We start from the raw sequence: 23,006 nt of genomic DNA on the forward strand, positions 1-23,006 counted from the left end.
GGGTCGATTTTCAACGATATCGGATCGCCACAGCGAGCCAACCTCTCTGACCGTCATCCTGAGGAGCCGCGAAGCGGCGTCTCGAAGGGTGAATCGGCCACCAGCCGGGCCGTGCATCCTTCGAGACGCGCGCAAGAGCGCGCTCCTCAGGATGACGGGGCATCGGGCGTTCCAGCCTTTCTTGTTGGGTTTACGGCTGCCGTTTACGCAGCCGGCTCTCCAGCGCGACAATTCGACGCCGAACCACCGGGACCGGCGCGGTTTTGGAGACCTTGACCGGTGACTTCGGCAGCTTCTCGGCGATCCCGAGCAGCCGCTCGCGCCGCTCCATCTCGCGCCAGACATCCTCCGGCTTCACGCCGGCCGACGCCCACAGAACCGTGAGATTGTAGAGCAGGTCCGCGCTCTCGCGGACGACGGCATCCGGCTTGCCGCTGATGGCGTCGATCACGACCTCGACCGCTTCCTCGGCGAGCTTCTTGGCCATCTTGGCCGGCCCGCGCTGGAACAGCCGTGCCGTGCGCGACGTAGCCGGATCAAGATCCCTGGCCGCGATCACCGCCTGGTAAAGCCGTTCGATCGAATCACTCATCCTTCGAGCCTAATCGAAACGCGTCGCCAGCGTGTTAACGGCCGGACCGACAACGAAAAATCCACCGGCCTTGCGGCCGGTGGATCGATGCTTTGTGACAGTTCTGAGAACCGACGACGATGTCAGTACGGCGTATAGGGCAACGCCGAGCGGCGCCCGTAATAGCCGTGATAACCATAATACGGCCCGCCGCCGTAGTAGACCGGGCCACCACCATAATAGGTGGGACCACCGTAGTAGCCGGGGCCGTCATAGTAGCCGTAGGACTCGTAATAGTCGCGACGGTTCTGGGCCGCGGCGATCGCAAGGCCCGTGCCGACGATCCCGGCGAACACGGCCGCAGCAGCCGCACCACCACCGCCGCCACGATAGTAACGACGGCGCGCGCTGATGTCGGTCGCATCGCTCGTGCCGTGCGATGTGGTCACGGCGGCCGCCTTGCCCGCCGAAGCAGAGCCTGCGAACGCCATCGTCGGCTCAACGGCCGTCAACGCCACCGCGGCAACCGTTGCCAATGTGGCTGCGCGGCCAACAGACGAAAAAACACCTTTTCGCGCAAACATTGCAGTCATCCTTTGTGGAAGCCGGCCCCGTCGGGCCTTGGTAAGCTAACCACACTCTCCAGATTAGGTTCCCGAAACCGAATGCAAGCTGAACAACCCAAGGTGAAATCGAGGCAGTCATCGGCCGTTCACCTTGCCCGGGGCAGAATGCCTGCAGATCACGCCTGAAATTGCAGCTTGAAATGACGGTTGCCTTGGCGCATTCGATGTCATGTACAAGGCGCGCAGCCGGCGCGGCACTTTGTCTCGCCTCCCGGATGTCACGATGCAGGTAAGTCGCACCACCGTTCTCCGCTGGATACTGGCCGGCACGATCGGCCTTTTGGGCGGCGTGTGGCCGGCGTTGATGCCGCTGCACGCCGGCGATCAGCCGCAGCCGCTCACCACCCAGTTCACGCTCGACCGTCCGCTTGACGCCGCCGCCGCCCCATTCGTGATGGCGTCGGTCGGCGGCCTGTTCAGCGCCGAGGGCCTCGCGGTCGGCACCAACGTCGCCACCAGTTCGGCGGACGCGATCGCGCGCGTCGCCGACGGCTCGAGCGATTTCGCCCTCGTCGACATCAACGCGCTGATCCGCTTTCGCGACAAGCCTGGCGCAGCCCCCGTCAAGGCGGTGTTCGTGCTGTTCAACCAGGCGCCCTACGCGATCATTGCCCGCAAAAGCCGCGGCATCAACGCGCTGGCGGATATCGAGGGCAAGAGCCTCGGCGTTGCCGAGGGCGACCTCTCGATCCGGCTGTGGCCCGCGGTCGCCAAGCAGAACGGCATCAAGCTATCGAGCGTGAAGCAGAACACGATCAGCGCCGCGGTGCGCGAGCCGATGCTCTCCGCAGGCCAGGTCGATGCCGTGACCGGCTTCTCCTATCTCTCGGCGATCAATTTGCGCGATCGCGGCGTGCCCGCCGACGATCTTGCGGTGCTGCGCTTCGCCGACTATGGCTGCGAAGCCTATGGCTTTGCCGTGATCGTCAGCCCGCACCTTGCCGCAGCCAAGCCGGACGCGGTGAAAGGCTTCGTGCGCGCGGCGGTCGGCGGCACCAACCTCACGGTCAAGGACCCGGCCCGCGCCGCAAGCGAGGTGGTGAGCCGGATGGACGGCGGTTCGCGCGATCTGGAGCTCGAGCGGCTATCCGCCATCATCCGCGACAACATCCTGACCGGCGAGGTGAAGCGCAACGGCATCGGCGGCATCGAGCCGGAGCGCTTCGAGCGCGCGCTTGACCAGCTCGCGGAAGACGTCAAATTCCAGAAGCGGCCAAACGCCGCCGACATCTTCGACGACCAATTCCTGCCGCCGATCGACGGCCGCCTGGTGAATTGAGCCGCGTCCTCCGCCAAGAGATCGGCCCCTCCGCCGTCATTGCGAGCCACCCGGTCGGCGCAGAGCGCCGCCGGATGACAGGCTCCGCGAAGCAATCCATCTGTCCCCGTGCGTGGATGGATGGATTGCTTCGTCGCTGTCGCTCCTCGCAATGACGGGCTGCATTTGTTCACCAGCACCTCAGGACTGGGCGTCAGAGTGTGTGGACCGAACAAGGAAAGTGGGTAGTTCTCCGTTGTAATCCCGGCTTACAATGACCCGGCGTCCACCGCTTACGAGTCCCGCCGGCATGTCCATGCTCCGCCTTTATACCCGCGTCCTCGAACTGCTCGGCAAGGAGGCGCGGCTCGGCTGGATTCTCGCCGCCGCCAACATGCTGCTCGCCGGCGCGCAATTCGCCGAGCCGGTGCTGTTCGGCAAGATCGTCGACGTGCTTTCGGGCCGGCCGGTCACCGGATTGTTCGCGACGAATTCGGCATGGCCGCTGCTGGTGGCCTGGGCGGCGTTCGGCCTGTTCACGATCGGCTGCAGCGCGATCGTCGCATTGCAGGCCGACCGGCTGGCGCATCGCCAGCGCCAGGCGGTTCTGACCGATTATTTCGAGCACATCCTGCAGCTGCCGCTGACCTTCCATTCCGGCACCCATTCCGGACGGCTGATGAAGGTGATGCTGAACGGCACCGATGCGCTGTGGCGGCTCTGGCTCGGCTTCTTCCGCGAGCATTTCGCCGCGATCATGTCGCTGGTCGTGCTGCTGCCGCTCGCGCTCTACATCAATTGGCGGCTCGCCATCCTGCTGTTCGTGCTCTGCGTCGTGTTCACCGTGCTGACCACGATGGTGGTGCGCAAGACCTACGGCATGCAGAGCGAGGTCGAGGCCTATTACAGCGACCTCTCGGCGCGCGCTTCCGACGCGCTCGGCAACGTCGCGCTGGTGCAGAGCTTCGTGCGGATCGATTCCGAGGTGCAGGGCCTGCGCTACGTCGCCGACAAGCTGCTCGCGGTGCAGATGCCGGTGCTGTCATGGTGGGCGCTGGTCACCGTGATCACCCGCGCCTCGACCACCATCACGGTGCTCGCGATCTTCACCGTCGGCATCGCGCTCCACAATGAGGGGCTCACCACGGTCGGCGAGATCGTGATGTTCGTCTCGTTCGCCACCATGCTGATCCAGAAGCTCGAGCAGGTGGTGAGCTTCATCAACAACGTGTTCATGGAAGCGCCGCGGCTGCAGGAATTCTTCGACGTGCTCGATGCGGTGCCGGCGGTGCGCGACCGGCCCGGCGCGGTCGATCCCGGCCGGCTGTCGGGCCTCGTCGAATTCAACGACGTCTCGTTCTCCTATGACGGCAAGCGGCCGGCGATCGAGGACCTCAGCTTCACCGCGCTGCCCGGCCAGACCATCGCGCTGGTCGGCTCGACCGGTGCCGGCAAATCCACCGCGATCGCGCTGCTGCACCGCGCGTTCGATCCGCAATCCGGCATCATCAAGATCGACGGTATGGACATACGCGCGCTGAAGCTGACGGCGCTGCGGCGGAACATCGGCGTCGTGTTCCAGGAGGCGCTGCTGTTCAACCGTTCGCTCGCCGACAATCTGCGCGTCGGCAAGCCCGACGCGACCGACGAGGAACTGCGCACTGCCGCGGCGCGCGCGCAGGCACTGGATTTCATCGAGCGCAGCGAGAAGAAGTTCGACACCCATGCCGGCGAACGCGGCCGCATGCTGTCCGGCGGCGAACGCCAGCGGTTGTCGATTGCGCGTGCGCTGCTCAAGGACCCGCCGATCCTGATCCTCGACGAGGCGACCAGCGCGCTCGACGCCGTCACTGAGGCCAAGGTGAACGCTGCTCTCGACGAAGTGATGAAGGGCCGCACCACCTTCGTGATCGCACACCGTCTCTCGACCATCCGCCACGCCACCCGCATCCTGCTGTTCGACCAGGGACGGGTGATCGAAAGCGGAACTTTCGATGAACTGGTGGCGAAAGGCGGGCGTTTTGCCGAGCTGGCGCGGGCCCAGTTCATGGTCCAGGAACAGGCGCGCGCCGGCATCGAGGCACCATAATTCTCCCCTTTCCAATTGAGGCGGCTGCCGAAATTCAGCCGATTTCGTCCACGATATAATCGGCCGGCCTCTGTTCTCTGCTGGCAAGCCGGTATAGGGTTTGCATCGCCGCGACGCGGCGCCGGACACGCTTGAAACCCGTACGTCACATCGCAAGACCTCCTTTTCTGAAGGCGGGTCTCAAAGGACCGGAACCGGACTCGTGCATTTTCCTCGCCCGCTGCGCCCGTCGTTGAAATGGATTCTGGCCGTCGCGATGCTCGCCGTCGCAACGCCGCAGATGGCGCAGGCCGAAGCGCTGCTGGTGGTCGAGGCCGATACCGGCAAGGTGCTGCAGGCCGACAATGCGACGATGCCGTGGTATCCGGCTTCGCTCAGCAAGCTGATGACGGCCTATGTGACGCTGAAGGCGGTCAAGGACGGCCGCGTCTCGCTCGACACGCTGCTCACGGTGTCGCCGACCGCATCATCGCAGTCGCCCTCGAAGATGGGCTTCCGGCCCGGCACCCAGGTCACCGTCGACAACGCGCTGAAGATGATGCTGGTGAAGTCGGCCAACGACATGGCCGTGGTGCTGGCCGAGGGCATCGGCGGCTCGATCGACGGCTTTGCCGGCGAAATGAACCAGACCGCGCAAAAGCTCGGCATGACGCAAACGAGCTATGTCAACCCGAACGGCCTGCCCGCCGACGGCCAGATCACCTCGGCGCGCGACATGGCGATCCTGGCCCGCGCCATCATCCGCGACCTGCCGGAATACGAGTATTTCGTCCACATCCCGTCGATCCGCTTCGGCCACCGCATCACCCAGAACTTCAACAAGCTGATCGGCCGCTATCCGGGCGCCGACGGCTTCAAGACCGGCTTCATCTGCGCCTCCGGCTACAACCTCGTGGCTTCGGCGACGCGCGACGGCAAGCGGCTGATCGCCGTGGTGCTCGGCGCCTCCTCGGGCCGCATGCGCGCGATCCGCGCCGCGCAGCTGTTGGATCGCGGCTTTGCCAATAACGGGCTGGCGTGGCTGCGGCCCTCGCTCGGCACCGTCGACAATCTGGTGCCGATCGATTCCACCCCACCGAACCTGCGCGAGGAGATGTGCGGCGCCAAGCACAAGCGGCCCGCCAGCGACGAGGACGGCGAAGACACCGTCGCCAGCGCCGGCGCGAGCACCAACGGCGACAGCGGCGTGAGCTTCTTCGCCTCGGGCCTGCAGGCCGCGATGCCGACCAAGCCGGCCGACATGCTGGCGCAGCCGGCGGCGGCGTCCGAACCGGTCGTGGTTTATACCGGGCCGACCAAGACCGGCGCGGCGCTGATCGCCGCGGTCGAGGCCGACACCGAGAAGGTGCAGCCGGCCAAGCGCACCAAGGGCAAGCACACCCGCGTCGCGGGCAAGAAGTCCGATACGGCCGATGACGCGAAGGGCGACGCCAAGAGCACCGCAAAGAGCGCAGCCAAGCCGGACAGCAAGCCGGCGGCCAAGCCGGTGCGTCACGCCAACGCCAAGCCGGATGCCGCAGCTGCGAAGCCGGACAAGCCGGCCGCCGCAAAACCTGCCGGCAAGCCGGCTGCGGCAAAGCCGAAGGCTGCCGATAAGCCAAAGGCCGACGCCAAGCCCAAGGCCGACGCCAAGCCGGCCGGCTAGCGGGGCGCGTCACCCCCTCCGATCTCCCAATGCGTCGATAGCGCGCAGCGGCTTGCCATTGGCCGCGGCATCGCTCAATACTGCCTGAAATACCGCGTCCAAGAATAATACGACCAAGGGTCGAGAAACCCGGAAACAATCCGGGACGTCAGCCAAATTTGAGAGAGGGAAAGACCATTATGGAGCGCATCTGGCTCAAGCATTATCCGGCCGGCGTGCCCGCCGATATCGACGTCACGCAATATTCCTCGCTGGTCGAATTGCTGGAAGAGAGCTTCAAGAAGTTCGCCGATCGCAAAGCGTTCATCTGCATGGACAAGGCGATCACCTATCGCGAGCTCGACGAAATGTCGGCGGCGCTCGGCGCCTATCTGCAGAGCAAGGGCCTGCAGAAGGGCGCGCGGGTCGCATTGATGATGCCGAACGTGCTGCAATATCCGGTCGCGACCGCAGCCGTCTTGCGCGCCGGCTATGCCGTGGTCAACGTCAATCCGCTCTATACCCCGCGCGAGCTCGAGCATCAGCTGAAAGATTCCGGCGCGGAAGCGATCATCGTGCTGGAGAACTTTGCCACCACCGTGCAGAAGGTGTTGCCCAACACCGCGGTCAAGCACGTCATCGTCGGCAGCATGGGCGATCTGCTCGGCTTCAAGGGCGTGATCGTCAATCTGGTGGTGCGCCGGGTGAAGAAGATGGTGCCGGCCTGGTCGATCCCGGGCGCGGTCTCTTTCAACGACGCGCTGTCGGCCGGCCGCGCCGCCAGGCTCAACAAGCCGGCGCTGACGCTCGATGACGTCGCGTTCCTGCAATACACCGGCGGCACCACCGGCGTCTCCAAGGGCGCGACCCTGCTCCATCGCAACATCCTGGCCAACGTGCTGCAGAACGACGCCTGGCTGCAGCCGGCGCTGGCGAAGCCGCCGATCGTCGAGCAGATGGTCATCGTCTGCGCGCTGCCGCTCTATCACGTCTTCGCGCTCACCGCCTGCTATCTGCTCGGCATGCGGTGCGGCGGCACCAATCTGCTGATCCCGAATCCACGCGACATGGCGGGCTTCGTCAAGGAACTGTCGAAGTACCAGGTCAGCTTCTTCCCGGCGGTCAACACGCTCTACAATGGCCTGCTGAACACGCCCGGCTTCGACAAGCTCGACTTCTCCAAGCTGAAGATCGCCAATGGCGGCGGCATGGCGACGCAACGGCCGGTCGCCGAGAAGTGGCTGAAGGTCACGGGCGTCTCGTTGTCGGAAGGCTATGGCCTGTCGGAGACGTCGCCAACCCTGACCTGCAATCCCGCGACGATCGAGGAATTCTCCGGCACGATCGGCCTTCCCGTCCCGTCGACCTGGCTCTCGATCCGCGACGACGACGGCAATGAATTGCCGATCGGCGAGGCCGGCGAGATCTGCGCCAAGGGTCCGCAGGTGATGTCAGGCTACTGGAACAGGCCGGACGAGACCGCGCGCGTGATGACCGCCGACGGCTATTTCCGCACCGGCGACATCGGCGTGATGGACGAGAAGGGCTATACCAAGATCGTCGACCGCAAGAAGGACATGATCCTGGTCTCGGGCTTCAACGTCTATCCGAACGAGATCGAGGAAGTGATCGCGAGCCATCCGGGCGTGCTGGAATGCGCCGTGATCGGCGTGCCCGATGCGAAGTCCGGCGAGGCGGTGAAGGCCTTCGTGGTCAAGAAGGACCCGAACGTCACCGCCGAGGACATCATCAAGTTCAGCGCCACCCAGCTCACCGCCTACAAGGTGCCGAAGCAGATCGAGTTCAGGACCGATTTGCCGAAGACCAATGTCGGCAAAATTCTCCGTCGCGAATTGCGCGACGAGAAGAAGGCCGCAGCCTGAAACCACGCGATGCGAGTGCTAGACAGACATGACTGACGCTCGCATCGCGACGCCTGCCGACATCCTCGCGTTCTGGCTGAAGGCCGGCCGCGACCGCTGGTACAGTCACGACGAGGGCTTCGATGCCGAGATCCGCAACCGCTTCCTTGCCACCTGGCAGAAGGCGGCTGCCGGTGAATTGTCGTCGTGGGAGACGAGCGACGAGGGCGCGCTGGCGCTGACCATCGTGCTCGACCAGTTTCCGCGCAACCTGTTTCGAGGCGACGCCAAGACCTTCTCCAGCGATGCGCTGGCCCGTGGCGTGGCAAGCCGCGCCATCGGCCGTGGCGTCGATACGCGGACCGCCCCGGTGCTGCGCGAATTCCTCTATCTGCCTTTCGAGCATTCGGAGGATCTCGACGACCAGCAGCGTTGCGTGACGCTGTTCCGGCAATATGACTGCCATCCCGACAACCTCAGATATGCCGAGGACCACGCCGACATCATCCGCCGGTTCGGCCGCTTCCCGCACCGGAATCGCGTGCTGGGCCGGCAGACCACCGCCGAGGAGCAGACCTTCCTCGACGCCGGCGGGTTTTCCGGCTAAAGCGCGATGAGATCGGGCTGAATCGTCATCGCGCTTTAGATTCTTGTTTAAGCATGATCTTTTCGGAAAACCGCTTCGCACTTTTCCGGATCATGCTCTGATGACGGAACGGTGAATGCGCTCCGGCATTGCCGTTCTCGCAGCAGCTCGTATTGTGCGGTCCAACCGCCGGGTTTAAGACAATTCCGCTTCACCGAGGGAGAACACCGATGACGATCAATGTTGGCGACAAGCTGCCGGAAGCCAAGTTTCGCGTGATGACGGCCGAGGGGCCGCAGGTCAAAACCACAGACGACATTTTCAAGGGCAAGAAGGTCGCCCTGTTCGCAGTGCCCGGCGCCTACACCGGCACCTGCCACAAGATGCATCTGCCGAGCATCTTCCTCAACGCCTATGCCATGAAGAACAAGGGCGTCGACACCATCGCGATCGTCTCGGTCAACGACGCCTTCGTGATGAACGCCTGGAAGCGCGACACCGACCAGCGCGACGAAGCCGTGTTCCTCGCCGACGGCAATGCCGACTTCGCCAAGGCGATCGGCATGGAGCTCGACGCTTCCGGCAACGGCCTCGGCATCCGCTCCAAGCGCTACTCGATGCTGGTCGAGGACGGCGTGGTCAAGAAGCTCAATCTCGAGCCCGCCCCGGGCAAGGTCGAAGTCTCCGGCGGCGACACGCTGCTCGGGCAGCTCTGAGCTGGCACTTCCCTTCTCCCCCTGTGGGAGAAGGTGGCGCGGATGAAATCCGCGCCGGATGAGGGGTCTCTATCCGCGGAAACAGACCCCCAACCGTCCCATAACGATCAGGCCAGAACTGGCCTCGATTGCGGATATCACGATCCCCCTCCCCTCATGGGAGAGGGGGACGCGATGCGTATCGACGCAAATTGCCCCAGGGCGATATCTCCTAATCGATCGTGCGATCCTTGGTTTCCGGCAGGAAGATCAGGCCAACGACTGCGGTGGCGAGCGCAATGCCGACCGGGTACCAGAGCCCGGCGAATATGTTTCCCTGGTAGATGACGAGCGCCGAGGCTGCGAACGGCAGGAAGCCGCCGAGAATGCCAACGCCGAGATGATACGGCAGGGATAGCGACGTCGTGCGAATGCTGGCGGGGAACATCTCCACCAGGAAGGCGGCCATCGGGCCGTACACCATCCCGATCAACGCCGAGAGCCAGACCACGACCGCAACCGCGCCGGCCAGATTGATGGCCGCGGGTGCAGCCCTGAATCCGGCGTGATCGAGCGCCTTCTTGTAAGTCGCCTCGTCGAAGCCGATCAGCTGCGTATCCCCGATGCTGGTGACGACACCACTTCCCGGCACGGAGACATATGACAGGCCGTTGCGGCTGAAGAAATTGCGCGCCCGGTCGCAGTCCGACACCGGCTTGGCGAACAGCGAGAAGGTGCAGTCACCGCCGGCGATGGTGATTGGATTTTGTCGAGAGAAGGCCACCAGGCCCGGATTGGTGAAATCGGCGAGCGCATGGAAAGCAGGGACAAGGGTCACCGCGCCCAGCAGCATCCCGGCGACCATCACAGGTTTGCGGCCGATGCGATCGGACAGCGCGCCGCATATCACGATCAGGGGCATGCCGACGGTCAATCCGATCGCAAAGATGGCGTAGCTCGTCTTGTAGTCGACCTGGAGCACGCCCTGCATGAAGAACAGCGCATAGAACTGCGAGGTGTACCAGATCACCGTCATGCCTGTGGTGATGCCGAACAGCGTGATCAGCACGCGCTTGAGATTATTCCGATCGGCAAAACTATCCTTGATCGGCGCGCTGGAAATGCGCCCCTGCGATTTCATCCGTTCGAAGATGGGCGATTCCTCGAGCTTGAGTCGGATGTAGAGCGAGACGAGGAGCAGGACGGTCGACGTCAGGAACGGAAGCCGCCAGCCCCACGCCCTGAACGCGTCGTCGCCGAGTGCGACCCGGCAGACGAGGATCACGACAAGCGACATCAGCAAGCCGATCGTCGCCGTGGTCTGCAGCCAGCTCGTGGCATAGCCGCGCGATCCGGCAGGTGCATACTCCGCCACATAGGTTGCAGCGCCGCCATATTCGCCGCCCACCGCGAGGCCCTGTGCCAGTCGCGAGGCCACCAGCAGGATCGGCGCCCATAGCCCGACTTGTTCATAGGTCGGAAGCAGACCGACAATCAGGGTCGCAAGACCCATGATCACCATCGTGATCAGAAAGGACCGCTTGCGTCCGATGCGGTCGCCCAGCGCTCCGAACACCAACGCGCCGAGCGGCCGCACCGCGAAGCCCGCGCCGAACGTCGCAAGACTAGCCAGAAAGGCTGCGGTCTCATTGCCCGGCGGAAAGAACAAGGCGCTGAAGAAGACGGCAAGGCTGCCGTAGAGGAAGAAGTCATACCACTCAAAGACCGTTCCGAGAGACGCTGCGACCACCACGAGGCGCATCCGGCTGGCATCGTCACCACGACTTTCCTCGACCAGACCAGCGATGGTCATGTTCATCCTCCTGGCGTTCCCCCTGCGGCGCCGATGACGAGACCGGAGATCACGGTCTTTTCGCCGGTTGATCTAGCGCGCTGCACGCGCGCGGCAGGCCTTTGCCATTAAGCGCCGGCGCGAGGGACCGAGCGAGGAATTTTCGGGATAGCCGTTCCTCAATGCGGAACACCGCACTATGCTGCGCTGGCCGATTTCCAGGGAATGGTGCCGCAGCGTTTCGCATTGCGATATGCCGGAGGAGTGCTGGATGAAGGGCGAAGATCGTAGGGGAATCAAGGCGGTCGAGGTCGCCGGACATATCCTCGACCATCTTGCGCGCGCGCAGGCGCCGGTCGCCCTGCGCGAGCTCGCGGCGGCCGGCCACATGTCTCCCGGCAAAATCCATCGCTACCTGGCCAGCTTTCTCGTCACCGGTCTGGCGCGTCAGGATCCCGATACACGCCAGTACGCGCTTGGTCCGCTCGCCATGAAGCTTGGACTTGCGGCGCTCAACTCATATCAGCCGCTCCGCGATGCCATTGCGCTCCAGCGCGAGTTGCGCGACCGCATCGACGAAACCCTGGTCCTGTCAGTGTGGGGCGCACAAGGCCCGACCATCGTCCACATCGAGGAAAGCAGCCAGCCGATCATCATGACGATGCGGATCGGCGCGGTGCTGCCGATACTCGCGACCGCGACCGGGCTGGCCTTTGCTTCGTTCCTGCCGCGACATTTCAGCGAACCCCTGATCAGAACCGAACTCGAGGCCGTCGGCGGCTTGAACCTGTTTGCGCGCGATCCCGCTGCGATCGATCGGTTGATCACAGAGGTCCGTGACCAAGGTTACGCCTACAACGAGGGACACTTGATGCAAGGCGTGAGTGCTGCCGCGTTCCCCTTGTTCGATCGAACGGCAACACTGGTTGGGGTGCTCGCGGTGATGGGTCGGCAGGAGCGGGTCAATCCCCGCGACGGCGCGCAAATGATCGCGTGTCTAAAGAAGGAGACGCGAAACTTCAGCCACTGAACATCGACAGGTTTAACCAGCACGTCGCGGCCTCTCGTTTCAGTCACCACCGTCTCTGGAACACTGGATCGCTTTTTGCGGACGGCGATCACCGGATGGCGGCCCGTGATCTTGTAGGATGGCAAGAGCGCAGCGAAACCCATCGCCTTCGTGCCCGCGGATGGAGGTCGTGGGTTTCGCTTCGCCCCACGCTACACGGCCGGCAAGCGCGCCCCTACCCCTTCAGCCTCGCCATCGCCACGCCCTCGCGCGCCAGCTCATCGGCGCGTTCGTTCTCGGCGTGGCCGGCATGGCCCTTGATCCAGTGCCAGCGCACCTCGTGCGGCTTCAGCGCGGCGTCGAGGCGCTGCCATAGCTCGACATTCTTGACCGGCTTCTTGTCGGCGGTGCGCCAGCCGTTGCGCTTCCAGCCATGGATCCAGCCGGTGATGCCCTGGCGGACATATTGGCTGTCGGTGGTGAGGTCGACCACGCACGGCTTCTTCAGCGCTTCCAGCGCCGAGATCGCCGCCATCAGCTCCATGCGGTTGTTGGTGGTGTGCGCCTCGCCGCCCTTCAATTCCTTCTCGACCTCGCCGAACCGCAGGATCGCGCCCCAGCCGCCCGGTCCGGGATTTCCGGAGCAGGCACCATCGGTGAAGACCGTCACATGCGGCTTGTCGCTCACGCCGCGCATCCGGCCGGCGTGATGCCGTAGTCGTTCAGGCTCGCGACATTCTGCTGGAAGCGCAGCTTGCGGACGTATTCCAGCGGGTCCTTCGGCTGCACCAGCGCGCCCTCGGGCACGTTGAGGAAATCGACCAGCCGCGTCAGCAGGAAGCGCATCGCGGCGCCGCGCGCCAGCAGCGGCAGCGCGGCCTCTTCCGCCGCCGACAGCGGGCGCTCGCGGCCATAGGCGTTGAGCAGCGCGCGCGCCTTGGTGACGTTGAAGGAATGATCCGGCTCGAAGCACCAGGCGTTGAGGCAGATCGCGACGTCATAGGCCAGGATGTCGTTGCAGGCGAACGGGAAGTCGATCAGGCCCGACAGCTTGTCGCCGAGAAAGAACACGTTGTCCGGAAACAAATCGGCATGGATCACGCCGACCGGGAGATCGGACGGCCACGAGGCTTCGAGATGATCGAGCTCGCGCGCGATGAAGTCGTGCAAGCCCGCCTGCACGCTGTCGGCACGCGCGGCGGCGAGTGCGAACAGCGGCCGCCAGCCTGACACCGACAGCGGATTGTTGCGGACCAGCGGAAAGTCGCGGCCGGCCAGATGCATCTTGGCCAGCGCCTCGCCGACCCCGGAGCAATGCGCCACGTTCGGCCGCCGCGGCCACACGCCCTCGAGGAAGTTGATGATCGCCGCGGGCCGGCCGGCGAGCCGGCTGGTGACCTCGCCCTTGCGGTTGCGCGCCGGCTGCGGGCACGACACGCCGCGCTCGGCGAGATGCGCCATCAGCGACAGGAAATACGGCAGGTCGTCCTCCGCCACGCGCTTCTCATAGAGCGTGAGGATGTAGGCGCCCTGGCTGGTGTGCAGCAGGAAGTTCGAATTTTCGACACCCTCGGCGATGCCCTTGTAGGAGAGCAATTCGCCGATGTCGTAGCTTTTGAGGAATTCCGCGAGGTCTTCGGCGGCAACGTCGGTGTAGACCGCCATATGGTCTATTCCGCCGCGGCAGCGTCGGGCCGCAGCGAGCGCGGCAGCGGGAAGAACTCGTTCTCTTCCGCAGCCGAGACCGTCTCCACGTGCAGTTCGTAGCGCTCGGCGAAGGCGCCCATGATCTCCTCGACGATCACCTCCGGCGCCGAAGCGCCCGCGGTGATGCCGAGGCTCCTGATGCCTTCAAAGCGCGCCCAGTCGATGTCGCTGGCGCGTTGGGCAAGAATCGCAACCGGGCAGCCCTCGCGCTCGGCGACCTCGCGCAGGCGCTGCGAGTTCGAGGAGTTCGGCGCGCCGACCACGATCAGGGCATCGACCACCGGCGCCACCTTCTTCACCGCAAGCTGGCGGTTGGTGGTGGCGTAGCAGATGTCTTCCTTGTGCGGGCCGTTGACGTTCGGGAAGCGCTCCTTGAGCAGCGCCACGATCTCCGCGGTGTCGTCGATCGACAGCGTGGTCTGGGTCACAAAGGCGAGATTGTCGGGATCCTTCGGGACGAAGGTTTTGGCATCCTCGGCGGTCTCGATCAGGGTCACGGCGCCCTCCGGCAGCTGGCCCAGGGTGCCGACCACCTCGGGATGGTGGGAATGCCCGATCAGCAGGATCTCGCGGCCCCGCTTGAAATGGATCGCCGCCTCGCGGTGGACCTTGGTCACCAGCGGGCAGGTTGCGTCCAGCGAGAAGAAATTGCGGGATTTGGCCTCGGCCGGAACCGACTTGGGAACACCATGGGCCGAGAACACCACCGGGGCGTTGGTTTCGTCGGGAATTTCGGACAATTCCTCGACAAAAATGGCGCCTTTGGTCTTCAGGCTGTCCACCACGTACTTGTTATGGACGATCTCGTGCCGGACATAGACCGGGGCGCCATAGATGGTGAGGGCGCGCTCGACCGTGTCGATGGCGCGGACCACCCCGGCGCAAAAGCCGCGGGGGGAACAAAGCACGATTTTAAGATCGGGTTTTTTCGCTGACATCGGGCTGGTCTCGGGGCTGTCTCGGGGCAATTTCGGGACCGAATCACCCCTCGCCGGCGGGCGGGGAACGGCCAGTTAAGGTAAGGACTTGGGACTGCTTTCGGGCGCTGTCAAGGCGATTTTGCTGGCCCATTGCGCCATTCCCCCCGGAGGGCTTATATAGGCCGCATAATTCCCGTCATCGCCGATGACTACCAGCTTCGCCTCGACAGAGGTGGGCGAAGCACAAAGGAGATTTGCCATGAGCAACGCACCGCTGATGCCGAAGGCGACTGCCGTGTGGTTGGTCGATAATACCGCCCTGACCTTCGATCAGGTGGCCGATTTTACCAAGATGCACCCCCTGGAGGTCCGTGCCATCGCCGATGGCGACGCCGCCCAGGGCATCAAGGGCATGGACCCGATTTCCAACGGCCAGCTGACCCGCGAGGAGATCGAGCGCGGCGAGCGCGACCAGAACTACCGCCTCAGGCTCCAGGAGAGCAAGGTGGTGCTGCCGACCGCCGCCAAGAAGAAGGGCCCGCGCTACACCCCGGTGTCGCGCCGCCATGAGCGGCCGAGCGCGATCCTCTGGCTGGTGCGCAACCACCCCGAGCTGAAGGACGCCCAGATCATGCGGCTGGTCGGCACCACAAAGACCACGATCGCGAGCGTGCGCGACCGCACCCACTGGAACGCCTCGACCCTGACGCCGATGGACCCGGTGACGCTCGGCCTGTGCTCGCAGATCGAGCTCGATTTCGAGGTGCAGCGCGCCGCCAAGGAGAAGCCGACCACCACCGTGTACGGCGGCGCCACGCTGCTGCCGGCCTCCGAGACCACGCGCAAGGAAGAGGACGATCAGCCGATCGAGCGCCACGACGACCTCAACGTCGATGCCGTGTTCGCCAAGCTGAAGACGATCGGCGGCAAGAAGCCCGACGAGGAAGAATAAGCGGACGTCGCAACACGGCGAGCGGAATACCAAACGCGGCGGGCCAAACCCGCCGCGTTTCCATTTGGGGACACGAATAGCCTTGATCGCTGCGCGCGCTTTCGCTCAGTCGAACGAGAAGCGCCGATGGGCGAAATCGAGCAGCGGACGTTCGAAATATCGATAGCTCAGGGCACACAGCCCGAAGGTCAGCACGAGCGCGCCGAAGGTCAGCGAGATGCCGGCGAGGCTCTCGATCGTTCTCGGCTCATGGAGCACGGCGAACAGCAGGTACACGATGACGTGGTGGGTGAGATACGCCGCGTAGGAGGTTCTGGCGAAGAAGGTCGCGGCCGAACTGCGCAGCAGTGCGAGTCTTGGCGAACCGCGATTTTCCAGCACGACGAACAGCAGGGCACCGAAGAAAATCTCGACCTGGGTGTGCGAGAACGCCACCGACCAGCGCTTCCATCCGAACAGCCACAACAGCGGAAGCGAGAGGCTCGACCATTTGAGGATGTTGACGACAAGCCTGGAGATCTCGGCATCCGGCTTGCGGTAGAGGCGCCACCAGGCGATCAGCGCGCCGATCGCAAGCGAATCGATCCTGAACTGCGGCAGCACGTACCAGCCGTAGGCGTCCGGAAGCGCGCTATCGATCAGGCGTCCGATCGGGCAGATCAGGATCGGCACCAGCAGGATCGCGAACAGCTGCTCGGGCGGGATGTTCCGGACCAGCAGCGGAAACAGCAGATAGAACTGCTCTTCGATCGCAAGCGACCAGGTGACGGCGAGCCAGTAAGCGCCATCGGTCTGGGCCTTGGCCATCCCGAAATTCTGCAGGCCGAACAAATACAGCCAGCCGGGCACGCCCCTGGTGTCGAACAGATCGGGGCTTAGCGAGAAATACCAGCCGATCAGAGCGCCGCCGCACATCAGATAGTAAAGCGGCCAGATGCGGAACGCGCGCCTGCCGTAGAACGCCGAGTAGTAACGTTCGGCCGTGCGGTGGCGCAGCAGGATATCGGTGATGAGATAGCCGGACAGAATGAAGAACAGGTCGACGCCGAAGCGGCCGACATGCAGCAATTTCCACGGCAGGCCCTGCGGCCCGTCCGGCGCGCCGAAATAATGCCAGATGACGACGATCAGAATCGCGATCGCGCGCAGTCCGTCGAGCTCGCCGATCCTGTCACGTTCCGGCAGGGCCGCAATCACCGCGCTAGTGCCGGTCCGGATTGTTCATCATGTATTCGCCGAGATCGCGCTGCCGCCGGTCGCTACGGACTTCGGCGTTCTGGCGCTGGACGTCGCGGTCCTTGCGGCAGGCGACATATTCGGGCGAGCCGACCGCAACCTTGCCGCCCGCCTGGCAATACTGATCGTCGTCGCCCATGCTCTCCGCGATCGGCGATCGCCCGCGTTCGAGGCAACCTGCCAGCAGCGGCAGTGCGAGCAGCAATGCGAGAGGCGCGCGTGCGGAAATGGATCGCATCCGGTGGTCCGTATCTCGTGGTGGTATGTGCTGCCGGGGATGACCCGGCAATCCATCAAAATCAAGGCCATTTTGCTTCCGGATGCGTTTCGAGCGTGGCCCGATTGCGCGATGGCGCGCGTATCGGTGATCTCGCCCGGCGCCACCCCTCTCCCCACCCTCCCCCGCAAGGGGGGAGGGAGCCTGACCAGCGTGCTCGCCTCACATGGCGCAGCATCGACTGCACGCTGGCGCTCAACTCGTCCTGCGTGAGAGTGCCACCGGCGGAAGGGTTCCCTCCCCCCTTGCGGGGGAGGGTTAGGGAGAGGGGTGCCGCACGGGCGGTCTATCCGGAAGCGCGCAGAGCAACGTTCGCGCTACGCCTTGCCCTTCAGCGCGTCGCCGATCTCGTCGAGCACCTTCGGGTCCTCGATCGTCGCCGGCATGGTCCAGGGCTCACCGTCGGCGATCTTCTTGATGGTGCCGCGCAGGATCTTGCCGGAGCGGGTCTTCGGCAGCCGCGCCACCGTGATCGCGAGCTTGAAGGCGGCGACCGGGCCGAGCTTCTCGCGCACCAGCGCCACCACCTCCTTCTCGACCTGGTCCGGCGCCTTGGTGACGCCGGCCTTGAGCACCAGAAAGCCGCAGGGCACCTCGCCCTTGATCGCGTCCTTGACGCCGAGCACGGCGCATTCGGCGACATCGGGATGCGAGGCGAGGATCTCCTCCATGCCGCCGGTGGAGAGCCGGTGGCCGGCGACGTTGATGATGTCGTCGGTGCGGCCCATCACCCAGACATAGCCGCCCTCGTCCTTGTAGCCGGCGTCCGAGGTCTTGTAGTAGCCGGGGAATTCCGAGAGGTAGGCGTCGCGGAATCGATCGTCCTGCTGCCACAGCGTCGGCAGGCAGCCGGGCGGCATCGGCAGCTTGATCACGATCGAGCCCATCGTACCGACGGCGACCGGCTTTGCCGCCTCGTCGACGATGTCGACCTGATAGCCCGGCATCGGCACCGTCGGCGAACCATGCTTGACCGGCAGCATGCCGAGGCCAACCGGATTGCCGGCGATGCACCAGCCGGTCTCGGTCTGCCACCAGTGATCGATCACCGGCACCTTGAGCTGCTGCTCGGCCCACTCCACCGTCGGCGGATCGGCGCGCTCGCCGGCGAGGAACAAAGTGCGGAAGCTGGAGAGATCGTAGTTCTTGATGAACTTGCCCTCGGGATCTTCCTTCTTGATCGCGCGGAACGCGGTCGGCGCCGTGAAGAAGGCGACCGCCTTGTGCTCCGAGATAACCCGCCAGAATGCGCCGGCATCCGGCGTACCGACCGGCTTGCCCTCATACATGATCGTGGTCGCGCCGTGGATCAGCGGGCCATAGACGATGTAGGAGTGGCCGACCACCCAGCCGATGTCGGAGCCGCACCACCAGATCTCGCCGGGCTTCACGCCGTAGAGATTTTCCATCGACCATTTCAGCGCAACCAGATGGCCGCCATTGTCGCGCACCACGCCCTTCGGGATTCCGGTCGTGCCCGACGTGTAGAGGATGTAGAGCGGATCGGTCGCGGCGACCGGCACGCAGGGCGCGGCCTTGCCGGCATCGAGCGCGGCACGGCGGAGCGTCGCCCAGTCATGGTCGCGACCCGCGGCGAGCTCGCACGCCTGCTGCGGCCGCTGCAGGATGATGCAGGTCTCGGGCTTGGCGCCGGCGAGCCGGATCGCCTCGTCGAGCAGCGGCTTGTACTGCACGATGCGCCCGGGCTCGATGCCACAGCTCGCCGAGAAGATCAGCTTCGGCTTGGCGTCGTCGATGCGGGTCGCGAGCTCCTTGGCCGCAAAGCCGCCGAACACCACGCTGTGCACCGCGCCGATCCGCGCGCAGGCGAGCATCGCGACGACGGCCTCCGGCACCATCGGCATATAGAGGATGACGCGATCGCCCTTGGCGACGCCAAAATCCTGCATCACCGCAGCGAGCGCCTGCACTTCCTTCAGCAACTCGGAATAGGTGAATTTGGTGATTGTGTTGGTGAGCGGGGAATCGTGGATCAGCGCGACCTGGTCGGCTCTGCCGCCGGCGACGTGGCGATCCAGCGCGTTGTGGCAGGTGTTGACCACCGCGCCGGCGAACCAGCGTCCATAGGCACCCACGGAGGGATCGTAGATCTTCTTCGCCGGCTCGATCCAGTCGATCTCACGCGCCGCTTCCGCCCAAAAGCCCTCGGGGTCCCGAAGCGAGCGGGCATACACCTCATGATACCGGCCCTGCTGAATGTTCATCGCGTTTCTCCCTCGCGCGGTCGCGCGTCATTTGCCGACCATTGTCACGGGATGTGGCGCGGTTTCAAGCCGTAAACTGACCGACCTTGGCACTAGTAGCCATCGGCTCCGTTGATCTGCTGCAGCCGCTCGCGCATCGCCTTTTGCAGGTCGTAGCCCGGCTTGCCGAATTCGGCATTGCGGCGGGCAATGAAATCGTCCTGCGCGCGTTGCAGCTCGCGCGCCTGGCGCGGATCTTTTGCCTCGCGCACGGTGCGAAAGGTCGATGCGACGATCTCGCGATCGAGATCGGCGAGCGCGGGATTGTCACAGATCGCTTTCTCCACCGGCCGGCGCGCCTTGCGGCAATCGAAGCTCGGCTTGCCGGCGACCGCCATCATCGCGCCGATCCGCTCCAGCTCCAGCGACAGCGATTTGTAATTGGCCTTGGCAGCGGCGTGATCGGGGTTGAGCTTGACGGCGGCGCCGAAATCCATGATCGCCTTCGGCCGGTCGCCCTTGCGCCGCCACAGCTCGCCGCGCGCATTGTGCGCATCGGCAAGCTGTGGATCGAGCCGGAGCACGGTGTCGTAATCGGCGATCGCGCGGTCGATCATCTGCTTGCGGTCATAGGCGCTCGCACGCGCCAGCAGGGCCTTGACGCGGTCGGGCTTGGCGGCCTTCTCATTGTCGATCAGCGCGCCGCAGACCTCGATGATCTTGTCGTCATCCGTCGCCGCAGCGGCGGCAACGCAGGGTCCGGCATCGGCCTGCACATCCTTGCCGGGCTCGCTGCTGGTCGCGCGCGCACCGCCTGAGGTCAGCGCGACTGACAGGCAAGCGCACAGCAGCGCCACAGCCAGATTTCGAGAGTTGCGTCGCATTCCCATCACCGACAAGACATCCCGCGCCTGTACCACCCGATTTCGAGCGGTGCCATTTGCCGCAAAACCACACGCTGGATTATACGTCAATTGCGACGATCGGCTGCACTTCGAGCCGCATCTGAAGCCGCACCTTGGGGGGGCGCCTTGCTGACATTCGAATGGATCATCGGCCTGTTGCTCGCAGCGGTGGCGCTGTCGGCGCTGGCGCGGCGGATCAAGGTGCCCTACCCGACCTTCCTTGCGCTCGGCGGCGTGCTGCTGACCCTGCTGCCGTGGGCGCCGACCTGGGCACTGGAACCGAAACTGGCGCTGGCGCTGTTCGTGGCACCAGTGCTGCTCGATGCCGCCTTCGACACCTCGCTGCGCGATCTGCGCAACAACTGGCTGCCGGTCTCGACGCTGGTGGTGGTCGCGGTCGGCGTCACCACGACGGCGGTCGCCGTGGTCGCGCATTGGCTGCGCCCGGACATGCCCTGGGCGGTCGCGATCGCGCTCGGCGCCATCGTGGCGCCGCCGGACGCGGCTGCGGCCACCGCGATCCTGCGCCAGGTCAGCCTGCCCTACCGGATCCAGAAGATCCTCGAGGGCGAAAGCCTGCTCAACGATGCGACCTCGCTGTTGATCTATCGGGTCGCGGTCGGCCTCGTCGCCGCCGAGCACATGAAGATCCGCGAATTCGTGCCGTCGATCACGATCGCACTGGTCGGGAGCCTTGCCGCCGGCTATCTGTTCGCGCAGGTCTGGATGATGATCACCCGCCGCATCACCGAGGCGCCGAGCGCGATCATCACGCAATTCGGCGGCACCTTCATGGTGTGGATCGTCGCCGAGCATCTCGGCCTGTCCGGCATCCTCACCATCATCGCCTATGCGATCACCATCGCCCGCACCGCGCCGGCCAGCACCTCGGCGCGGCTGCGCGTGTCGTCCTATGCGGTGTGGGAGACCGTCGTGTTCGTGCTCAACGTGCTCGCCTTCATGCTGATCGGCCTGCAACTGCGCCCGATCTGGTCCGAGCTCGACGCCGAGGTGCGATGGAAATATTGCAGCTTTGCCGCCGCGATCCTCGCCGTCGTGATCCTCGCCCGCATCCTCTGGGTGATGCCCTACGGCGCGCTATTGCGCACGCTGAAGGCGCGGCATTGGCTGCCCGCCCATGTGGTGGACGCGGTGCCGACCCCGAAGCGCGGCTTCATCGTGTCGTGGTGCGGCATGCGCGGCATCGTCACGCTCGCGGCGGCGTTCGCGCTGCCCGAATGGTTTCCGTATCGCGACCTGATCCTGCTGACGGCGTTCGCCGTGGTGCTGGGCTCGCTGGTGATCCAGGGCCTGACCTTGCGGCCGCTGATCCTGGCGCTGAATTTCGCTGACGACGATCCGGTCGGACGCGAGGCCGCACACGCCCGCAGCGTCGCGTTTCGCGCCGCGCTCGACGAGATCGACGCGGATCCTTCGGAGGAAGCGGAAATCCTTCGGCTCGAATACCGCGCCGTGTTGCTGCGCGCCGAGAGCGACCCCGACGGCGGCCTGACCTCGCGCGAACTGCCGGCCGATCCGATACGCCGCCGCGCCATCGCGGCGGCGCGGCAGGCGCTGCTCAGTCTGCGCCGCACCGAGACCATCGGCGACGACGCCTTCCATCTGGTCGAGGAAGAGCTCGACCGCGCCGAGCTCAGCGTCGAGGCGTAGCGCGTGAAGAGGTTGGGTTGAACTGGATCGGCAGCGGAGGTTCACCTCTCCCTTGGGAGAGGTCGGCGCGTGGCGCCGGGTGAGGGGTAACGGTCTCTCGTTAGAGCTGCGCCCCTCACCCGATTTGCTTCGCAAATCGACCTCTCCCCAATGGGGCGAGGTGAAGCGAGCACTCGTTGCTCACGCACCCGACTTGGAGGTGATGCCGCCGTCGACCACGAGCTCGATGCCGGTGACGTATTTCGATTCGTCCGACGCCAGGAACAGCGCGGCATTGGCGACGTCCCAGGCGTCGCCCATGTGGCCCATCGGCACCTGCGCGTCGCGGGCGCGCCACATCGCCTCGACATCACCCTTGGCGTAGCTCTGCGCGAGCCCGGCCGAGTGCGCGACCATCGGCGTCTTCATCAGCCCGGGCAGGATCGCGTTGACGCGGACATGCTTGGAGGCGAACTCGACCGCGGTCGAGCGCGTCATCTGGTTCATCGCCGCCTTGCTGGCATTGTAGCTGACATAGGAGATGCCGACATGGCGGATCGAGGCGATCGAGGAGATGTTGATGATCGAGCCGCCGCCCTGCTTGATCATGATGGGAATGACGTGCTTCATCGACAGATAGGCGCTCTTGAGATTGACCGCGAAGACGCGGTCCCACTCGGCTTCCGCCACTTCCACCACGCTGCCGACCTCGGCGATGCCGACATTGTTGTCGAGCACGTCGATGCGGCCATAGGCCCTCAGGCAGGCCGCGACCATCGCCTCGACCTCGCTGGCGCGCGAGACATCGGCGGTGAAGGCGGCCGCCTTGCCGCCCTCCTCGGTGATGATCTTGACCGTCTCCTCCGCCGCCGCGCCGTTGCGATCGACGCAGAACACGCTGGCGCCCTCGCGCGCGAAGGTGACGGCGGTCGCCTTGCCATTGCCCCAGCCGGGCCCGATCGAGCCCGCCCCGACCACCATCGCAACCTTGCCCTTGAGCCGATCCATCGCCTGTTCTCCTTGTTGTTCTTGCAAGAGGACCG

20 protein-coding genes are annotated in these 23,006 nt (G+C 64.9%); 9 read left to right on the top strand and 11 right to left on the bottom strand.

All coding sequences use genetic code 11. The features are described from left to right. Nucleotides 1–190 precede the first annotated feature (190 nt). Both hisE and QDT69_RS17255 read right to left on the bottom strand, forming a co-directional pair. Nucleotides 191–592 carry a phosphoribosyl-ATP diphosphatase gene (hisE, locus tag QDT69_RS17250; RefSeq protein ID WP_279707673.1) on the bottom strand — a complete coding sequence of 134 codons (402 nt, stop codon included), beginning with the start codon at nucleotides 590–592 and terminating at the stop codon, nucleotides 191–193. A gap of 122 nt (nucleotides 593–714) precedes the next feature. Beyond that, nucleotides 715–1,155 carry a hypothetical protein gene (locus tag QDT69_RS17255; protein ID WP_279707674.1) on the bottom strand — a complete coding sequence of 147 codons (441 nt, stop codon included), beginning with the start codon at nucleotides 1,153–1,155 and terminating at the stop codon, nucleotides 715–717. Between the two features lie 265 nt (nucleotides 1,156–1,420). Here QDT69_RS17255 and QDT69_RS17260 point away from each other — a divergent pair, with 265 nt between their 5' ends. The 6 genes from QDT69_RS17260 (at nucleotide 1,421) to QDT69_RS17285 (ending at nucleotide 9,332) form a co-directional block, all read left to right on the top strand. Continuing rightward, a complete protein-coding gene (locus tag QDT69_RS17260; protein ID WP_279707675.1) occupies nucleotides 1,421–2,476 on the top strand; it encodes an ABC transporter substrate-binding protein in 1,056 nt (351 codons plus the stop codon). A 289-nt stretch (nucleotides 2,477–2,765) separates the two neighbouring features. Continuing rightward, a complete protein-coding gene (locus QDT69_RS17265) occupies nucleotides 2,766–4,544 on the top strand; it encodes a glucan ABC transporter ATP-binding protein/ permease (protein WP_279707676.1) in 1,779 nt (592 codons plus the stop codon). 202 nt (nucleotides 4,545–4,746) lie between these two features. Then, the gene (locus QDT69_RS17270) at nucleotides 4,747–6,189 is read left to right on the top strand and encodes a D-alanyl-D-alanine carboxypeptidase (RefSeq protein ID WP_279707677.1); all 1,443 of its coding nucleotides are present in this window, start codon (nucleotides 4,747–4,749) and stop codon (nucleotides 6,187–6,189) included. Between the two features lie 179 nt (nucleotides 6,190–6,368). Then, nucleotides 6,369–8,051 (top strand): long-chain fatty acid--CoA ligase, encoded by a 1,683-nt coding sequence (locus QDT69_RS17275; RefSeq protein WP_279707678.1) that lies wholly within the window; start codon nucleotides 6,369–6,371, stop codon nucleotides 8,049–8,051. Between the two features lie 28 nt (nucleotides 8,052–8,079). Further along, entirely contained in the window at nucleotides 8,080–8,637 is a 558-nt protein-coding gene (locus QDT69_RS17280) for a DUF924 domain-containing protein (RefSeq protein WP_279707679.1), read from the top strand. Between the two features lie 209 nt (nucleotides 8,638–8,846). After that, nucleotides 8,847–9,332, top strand: a complete 486-nt coding sequence (locus QDT69_RS17285) for a peroxiredoxin (RefSeq protein ID WP_018269652.1) — start codon at nucleotides 8,847–8,849, stop codon at nucleotides 9,330–9,332. A 211-nt stretch (nucleotides 9,333–9,543) separates the two neighbouring features. On the opposite strand, the gene QDT69_RS17290 is transcribed toward QDT69_RS17285, so the two are convergent. Next, complete coding sequence (locus QDT69_RS17290; protein WP_279707680.1) at nucleotides 9,544–11,124, bottom strand: MFS transporter; 1,581 nt, start codon at nucleotides 11,122–11,124, stop codon at nucleotides 9,544–9,546. A gap of 250 nt (nucleotides 11,125–11,374) precedes the next feature. Between QDT69_RS17290 and QDT69_RS17295 the strand changes: the two genes are divergently transcribed. Next, a complete protein-coding gene (locus QDT69_RS17295) occupies nucleotides 11,375–12,133 on the top strand; it encodes an IclR family transcriptional regulator (protein WP_279707681.1) in 759 nt (252 codons plus the stop codon). A gap of 214 nt (nucleotides 12,134–12,347) precedes the next feature. On the opposite strand, the gene rnhA is transcribed toward QDT69_RS17295, so the two are convergent. From rnhA to ispH, 3 genes are read right to left on the bottom strand one after another with little or no spacing between them, the layout of a single operon-like run. After that, nucleotides 12,348–12,809, bottom strand: a complete 462-nt coding sequence (rnhA, locus tag QDT69_RS17300) for a ribonuclease HI (RefSeq protein ID WP_279707682.1) — start codon at nucleotides 12,807–12,809, stop codon at nucleotides 12,348–12,350. After that, the gene (locus QDT69_RS17305) at nucleotides 12,797–13,777 is read right to left on the bottom strand and encodes a homoserine kinase (protein ID WP_279707683.1); all 981 of its coding nucleotides are present in this window, start codon (nucleotides 13,775–13,777) and stop codon (nucleotides 12,797–12,799) included. The genes rnhA and QDT69_RS17305 overlap by 13 nt, the downstream gene beginning before the upstream one ends. 5 nt (nucleotides 13,778–13,782) lie before the next feature. Next, a complete protein-coding gene (gene ispH, locus QDT69_RS17310; RefSeq protein WP_146989183.1) occupies nucleotides 13,783–14,757 on the bottom strand; it encodes a 4-hydroxy-3-methylbut-2-enyl diphosphate reductase in 975 nt (324 codons plus the stop codon). A gap of 241 nt (nucleotides 14,758–14,998) precedes the next feature. Here ispH and QDT69_RS17315 point away from each other — a divergent pair, with 241 nt between their 5' ends. Next, complete coding sequence (locus QDT69_RS17315; protein ID WP_279707684.1) at nucleotides 14,999–15,691, top strand: cell cycle transcriptional regulator TrcR; 693 nt, start codon at nucleotides 14,999–15,001, stop codon at nucleotides 15,689–15,691. 105 nt (nucleotides 15,692–15,796) lie between these two features. Here QDT69_RS17315 and QDT69_RS17320 read toward each other — a convergent pair whose 3' ends face one another. From QDT69_RS17320 to QDT69_RS17335, 4 genes are all read right to left on the bottom strand, one after another. Continuing rightward, nucleotides 15,797–16,888, bottom strand: a complete 1,092-nt coding sequence (locus tag QDT69_RS17320) for an acyltransferase (protein WP_279707685.1) — start codon at nucleotides 16,886–16,888, stop codon at nucleotides 15,797–15,799. Between the two features lie 4 nt (nucleotides 16,889–16,892). Beyond that, a complete protein-coding gene (locus QDT69_RS17325; RefSeq protein WP_050419358.1) occupies nucleotides 16,893–17,165 on the bottom strand; it encodes a hypothetical protein in 273 nt (90 codons plus the stop codon). A 356-nt stretch (nucleotides 17,166–17,521) separates the two neighbouring features. Next, nucleotides 17,522–19,429, bottom strand: coding sequence for a propionyl-CoA synthetase (locus tag QDT69_RS17330; protein WP_279707686.1), 1,908 nt, complete (start codon nucleotides 19,427–19,429; stop codon nucleotides 17,522–17,524). Between the two features lie 92 nt (nucleotides 19,430–19,521). After that, on the bottom strand, nucleotides 19,522–20,292 hold the full coding sequence (locus QDT69_RS17335; RefSeq protein ID WP_279707687.1) for a hypothetical protein: 771 nt from the start codon (nucleotides 20,290–20,292) through the stop codon (nucleotides 19,522–19,524). A gap of 147 nt (nucleotides 20,293–20,439) precedes the next feature. On the opposite strand from QDT69_RS17335, the gene QDT69_RS17340 reads away from it, so the two are divergent. Continuing rightward, on the top strand, nucleotides 20,440–21,984 hold the full coding sequence (locus QDT69_RS17340; RefSeq protein WP_279707688.1) for a sodium:proton antiporter: 1,545 nt from the start codon (nucleotides 20,440–20,442) through the stop codon (nucleotides 21,982–21,984). Between the two features lie 180 nt (nucleotides 21,985–22,164). Here QDT69_RS17340 and QDT69_RS17345 read toward each other — a convergent pair whose 3' ends face one another. Next, entirely contained in the window at nucleotides 22,165–22,971 is an 807-nt protein-coding gene (locus tag QDT69_RS17345; RefSeq protein ID WP_279707689.1) for a glucose 1-dehydrogenase, read from the bottom strand. Between the last annotated feature and the right edge of the window lie 35 nt (nucleotides 22,972–23,006).

The sequence above is a fragment of the Bradyrhizobium sp. CER78 genome (assembly GCF_029846235.1).
Classification (GTDB): Bacteria; Pseudomonadota; Alphaproteobacteria; order Rhizobiales; family Xanthobacteraceae; genus Bradyrhizobium.

Excerpts from the sequence above, each read along its gene's own strand:
- hisE (WP_279707673.1), bottom strand. The coding sequence starts at position 592 with ATGAGTGATTCGATCGAACGGCTTTACCAGGCGGTGATCGCGGCCAGG.
- QDT69_RS17255 (WP_279707674.1), bottom strand. The coding sequence starts at position 1,155 with ATGTTTGCGCGAAAAGGTGTTTTTTCGTCTGTTGGCCGCGCAGCCACA.
- QDT69_RS17260 (WP_279707675.1), top strand. The coding sequence starts at position 1,421 with ATGCAGGTAAGTCGCACCACCGTTCTCCGCTGGATACTGGCCGGCACG.
- QDT69_RS17265 (WP_279707676.1), top strand. The coding sequence starts at position 2,766 with ATGTCCATGCTCCGCCTTTATACCCGCGTCCTCGAACTGCTCGGCAAG.
- QDT69_RS17275 (WP_279707678.1), top strand. The coding sequence starts at position 6,369 with ATGGAGCGCATCTGGCTCAAGCATTATCCGGCCGGCGTGCCCGCCGAT.
- QDT69_RS17280 (WP_279707679.1), top strand. The coding sequence starts at position 8,080 with ATGACTGACGCTCGCATCGCGACGCCTGCCGACATCCTCGCGTTCTGG.
- QDT69_RS17285 (WP_018269652.1), top strand. The coding sequence starts at position 8,847 with ATGACGATCAATGTTGGCGACAAGCTGCCGGAAGCCAAGTTTCGCGTG.
- QDT69_RS17290 (WP_279707680.1), bottom strand. The coding sequence starts at position 11,124 with ATGACCATCGCTGGTCTGGTCGAGGAAAGTCGTGGTGACGATGCCAGC.
- QDT69_RS17295 (WP_279707681.1), top strand. The coding sequence starts at position 11,375 with ATGAAGGGCGAAGATCGTAGGGGAATCAAGGCGGTCGAGGTCGCCGGA.
- rnhA (WP_279707682.1), bottom strand. The coding sequence starts at position 12,809 with ATGCGCGGCGTGAGCGACAAGCCGCATGTGACGGTCTTCACCGATGGT.
- QDT69_RS17305 (WP_279707683.1), bottom strand. The coding sequence starts at position 13,777 with ATGGCGGTCTACACCGACGTTGCCGCCGAAGACCTCGCGGAATTCCTC.
- ispH (WP_146989183.1), bottom strand. The coding sequence starts at position 14,757 with ATGTCAGCGAAAAAACCCGATCTTAAAATCGTGCTTTGTTCCCCCCGC.
- QDT69_RS17315 (WP_279707684.1), top strand. The coding sequence starts at position 14,999 with ATGAGCAACGCACCGCTGATGCCGAAGGCGACTGCCGTGTGGTTGGTC.
- QDT69_RS17325 (WP_050419358.1), bottom strand. The coding sequence starts at position 17,165 with ATGCGATCCATTTCCGCACGCGCGCCTCTCGCATTGCTGCTCGCACTG.
- QDT69_RS17330 (WP_279707686.1), bottom strand. The coding sequence starts at position 19,429 with ATGAACATTCAGCAGGGCCGGTATCATGAGGTGTATGCCCGCTCGCTT.
- QDT69_RS17335 (WP_279707687.1), bottom strand. The coding sequence starts at position 20,292 with ATGCGACGCAACTCTCGAAATCTGGCTGTGGCGCTGCTGTGCGCTTGC.
- QDT69_RS17345 (WP_279707689.1), bottom strand. The coding sequence starts at position 22,971 with ATGGATCGGCTCAAGGGCAAGGTTGCGATGGTGGTCGGGGCGGGCTCG.